Consider the following 3402-nt stretch of genomic DNA (forward strand, 5'->3'; position numbering starts at 1 on the left):
TGCTGCTGTAAACTTTCGTAACTTGACTTCGCTACTGTTTCGGCTAATTGGCTTTCGAGATTTTGCTTTTCGGTAGCGAGTTGCTGCTGTAAAGATGCGATCGAACTTTCGCGTTCAGCCAACTGCTTCTGTAAAGTTTCGTAACTTTCTTGCAGCGGATTTGGCTGTACGTTCACCGAGTCCAATTGAGTTTCTGCCGTTCTAGCGTCATTAATTTCGCTTTCTTCGGCTGTTTCCCCTTGCAAGTGGGCGGCTTCTACCTGCGTTTCTTGACCTTTTTTCCAAGTGACACTAACTTCCGTCTTGTCGCTTGAAATATCCAGATTGCCTTGTGCCAAGCGTTCTAGGAGCTCCGACCTTGATATTCCGAGCTTTCGAGCGATCGTGTTCAATCGATCGGCACTAGAAGAAGTCAGCGAAAGTCCGATTTTGACTTTGCTGTCTGAATTGGAACTAACTACATTGCGATTTTTTTTGACCATTGGCATTTTCCTCATGCCAACCTACACTTATTAGTATAGTGGCTGAAGCTTGTATTAAAATTAATTCTTGTTACTTACCAATTGTGCCAGCTTGCGTTCCCAATTGAACAAAAAGCCCTGAATGTATTCTTCGATCCATTCCTCCCCGCAGAACCGCGTGAACATTTCCTGACCCAGGGTTTTTTCGGCAAGATACCGCAGATAGCACAGTTGAGCTTGTAAGCCGTTGTTTTAAAGCGAAGCTTCCAAAGTCCCACCTGCAACCCGATGATCTCGATCTTTTGCCAAATAGCTTACAGCAGCGCCAGCTTGAGGATGGTCAAATTTGCTCAGCGCGCGAGCAACTCGCAGCCGAATTCCCCAGTAATCCGAACTTACTAGAGCTAATAATTGCTGCAATGCCTCTTCTTGCTTCGGGGTATTTGCCAGCACACCCAATCCGTCAATTGCTGCTTCCTGAACTGGTAAATCTTCGCCGCCAAGACCGATCGCACAAATTTCCAATACTGCATCAGGACACTGCATTTCATACAGCGGAGCCATGATACTGCGGCGGACGAGCCAATTGTCATCGCGACGAAAAGCTTCCACTAAATGAGAAATTGCCTCGGTTCCGAACCTTGACAAAGAGTTAGCGGCTTCGGCGCGCACGTTCGGATCGCGATCGAACTGCATCATTTTTAACAGCGCCGCAAAAGCTTCCGCAGTTTGAATCTGCCGCAATCCCATCGCCACGAACGATCGCACCATAAACTCGCGATCGTCCACTTTGCTCAGCAACATCGGTAGCGCCACCGCAGCATCGCACTTTCTCAGAGCCGTTACCCCCCGCAGCCTCTCTTGAGAATCCGAACTTTGCAGCGCTGCTTGGATTTCGCTAATTTCCATAAGCCAATTATATATTTATTTTTGTTACGTTTCTTTACAATCTTAGCAAAAATTCCCGGATTTTGGGCAGATTAAAAAAAAATCACTGCTGAATAAGCAATTTTGTGGGTATTTAAGCGGACTTTTGTATTAGTAATGAAGGCAATCAATACCCTATTTATTTGAGTATGCGGAGGCATCATTATTATCCCGCGCATAAAATCCCAAATGATTTGAAATTGGACGTTCCTGCATGGGAATTTTATTCTGAATCGGAGCATTCAACAGTTTCGCTCCTGACGGCGATGCTACTGCAAAAGTTACCGAGCCGCCACCATCTAAATTTAGCACTGTCTCGGCTCCCAACTGCATCGAAATATCAGTTATTTCGCTCAATTTCAGCCCTTCACTGTAAAGCCTCTGCTTGCCGTCTGCCAGAATTAACCACAACTTGTCGCCTGTTTTGTCGATCGCCGCCACTGCACGGGGATATGGTTTATCCTGTGTGCGTTCTTTTTGACTTTGTGCTACAGGTTGGCCATTTTTTACCAGCAAAGTATCTCCGGCAACTGCATAGGCTGTCCCCGCAGGACAAGTGCCGTTTTCGATTATTTGAGCGCGGTTTTTGGCATCAAAACAAAGGGCGGGAAAGCCTGGATCGGGTTGAGAATAAGCTTGGCTTTTGGCAATGGCGTGTCCGACATTATTTACTCGATCGCCACTGCGGGGATAGTAATTCCAAGGTGCTTCCTCGATGCAGGGATAAAAAAAGTTGCCGTTGACTGCTAATTGCAATTTAAATTCTTTCAGGAATTCAGTAGCGGTGCGGGCATTGGTTTCTGTTAAATCGGGTGTTGGGTTTCCGGGAGTGACAAAAATTCCTATTCCCGGCGCTTTTAGGTCGATGCTAACAATGTGAATTAGGGTGGGACGCGGATTAGTCCGAAATTCCCTGCGGTAGGCTATTCCCTGAAAGAGCGATCGGGCTTCGTTTGTTTGTTGGGGGCGCAAAAAGTAGGGAATGTTGTAGAGTAGTATTGGTGCGAGCAATATTCCGAAACCGAGAATATGCCAAATTTGTTTGATCGTGGGTCGATAAGTCATACCATTTTAGATTTGAGATGGGGGACGGGAACACTGACAGATTTATATATTTTTAAGCATCCTGTACTAATATGAAGTATTCGGATTCCAATAATTTTAGCAATCAAATTTTACGAAATCGATCGTTCCAAGGACAAGTTCTTAACGGTGCTGATTTCAGCGGTGCGGATGTTAGAGGCTGCAATTTTAGAAATGCTCAGTTAGCGGGTGCGAATTTTCTCGGTGCGAAAATCGGGCTTTCTCGGCGACAGATAGCTGTTTTGAGTGCTGGGGCGATCGCGATTTGTTTGGTTGTGGGCGATGTTCTGACTCGACTGATTTTGGGAACTCAAGGACAAATACCGGGCTCTGGCAGTTGGCCTTTTGTTCTCTTGCTGTACGGGGTTTTGAGCGCTGCTGGTTTCGCTTCGGCGATCGCCAGCAAACAGCCAAAAACCTCAAAAGCGGGTAGATGGGCACGAACAATTTCTGCTATTCTATCAGGAGCTTTGTTGGGATTTTTCTATGCTGGGACTGCAACTAATAATAATTCCCAGGCTGCTCTTGCTGGAATGTCGATCGGCGGGGTGTTAATGTTTTTTGTGAATTCCCGGATTCGTAGCCAATTTGCACAGGTGGCGATCTCATCGGCTGGAAGTGTGGCGACTTACGCAGCGGCTTTTTTGTTCAGTGCAACGGCGAGCGCTTTTCTGAGCACTCACAACCTGTTTTGGGGTATGTGTTTCGGTTTGCTGTCGCTGCTGTATCTTTGGTTTGCGTTTGTGTCTTTCTCGGCGATTGTTCGAGAAATTGGAAATGCTGAGGGTACTTCGTTCAGAGGGGCAAATCTCGCTGATGCTAAGTTCGATATAAATTATCTCAATCTCAAATCTAAAATAGGACTTACGCATTGACAAAAAACATTATCTATGTATTCTAGACTCTAACATCATTGCTAAGGTTCGCCAAA

5 protein-coding genes are annotated in these 3402 nt (G+C 45.9%); 1 reads left to right on the forward strand and 4 read right to left on the reverse strand.

The genetic code is table 11. From position 1 onward, the window contains the following. From QUB06_RS16285 to QUB06_RS16300, 4 genes are all read right to left on the reverse strand, one after another. Positions 1-482 (reverse strand): ribbon-helix-helix protein, CopG family (locus QUB06_RS16285; RefSeq protein ID WP_333436141.1); only part of this gene is annotated, 482 nt, incomplete at its 3' end. 60 nt (positions 483-542) lie between these two features. Next, entirely contained in the window at positions 543-692 is a 150-nt protein-coding gene (locus QUB06_RS16290; protein WP_333436146.1) for a hypothetical protein, read from the reverse strand. Between the two features lie 21 nt (positions 693-713). Beyond that, the gene (locus tag QUB06_RS16295) at positions 714-1370 is read right to left on the reverse strand and encodes a HEAT repeat domain-containing protein (RefSeq protein ID WP_333436142.1); all 657 of its coding nucleotides are present in this window, start codon (positions 1368-1370) and stop codon (positions 714-716) included. Between the two features lie 153 nt (positions 1371-1523). Beyond that, on the reverse strand, positions 1524-2453 hold the full coding sequence (locus QUB06_RS16300; protein WP_333436143.1) for a phosphodiester glycosidase family protein: 930 nt from the start codon (positions 2451-2453) through the stop codon (positions 1524-1526). 71 nt (positions 2454-2524) lie between these two features. On the opposite strand from QUB06_RS16300, the gene QUB06_RS16305 reads away from it, so the two are divergent. Continuing rightward, a complete protein-coding gene (locus QUB06_RS16305; RefSeq protein ID WP_333436144.1) occupies positions 2525-3346 on the forward strand; it encodes a pentapeptide repeat-containing protein in 822 nt (273 codons plus the stop codon). The last annotated feature ends 56 nt before the right edge of the window (positions 3347-3402 follow it).

Source organism: Microcoleus sp. D2_18a_D3, from assembly GCF_036702455.1.
In the GTDB taxonomy this organism is placed as follows: domain Bacteria; phylum Cyanobacteriota; class Cyanobacteriia; order Cyanobacteriales; family Microcoleaceae; genus Microcoleus.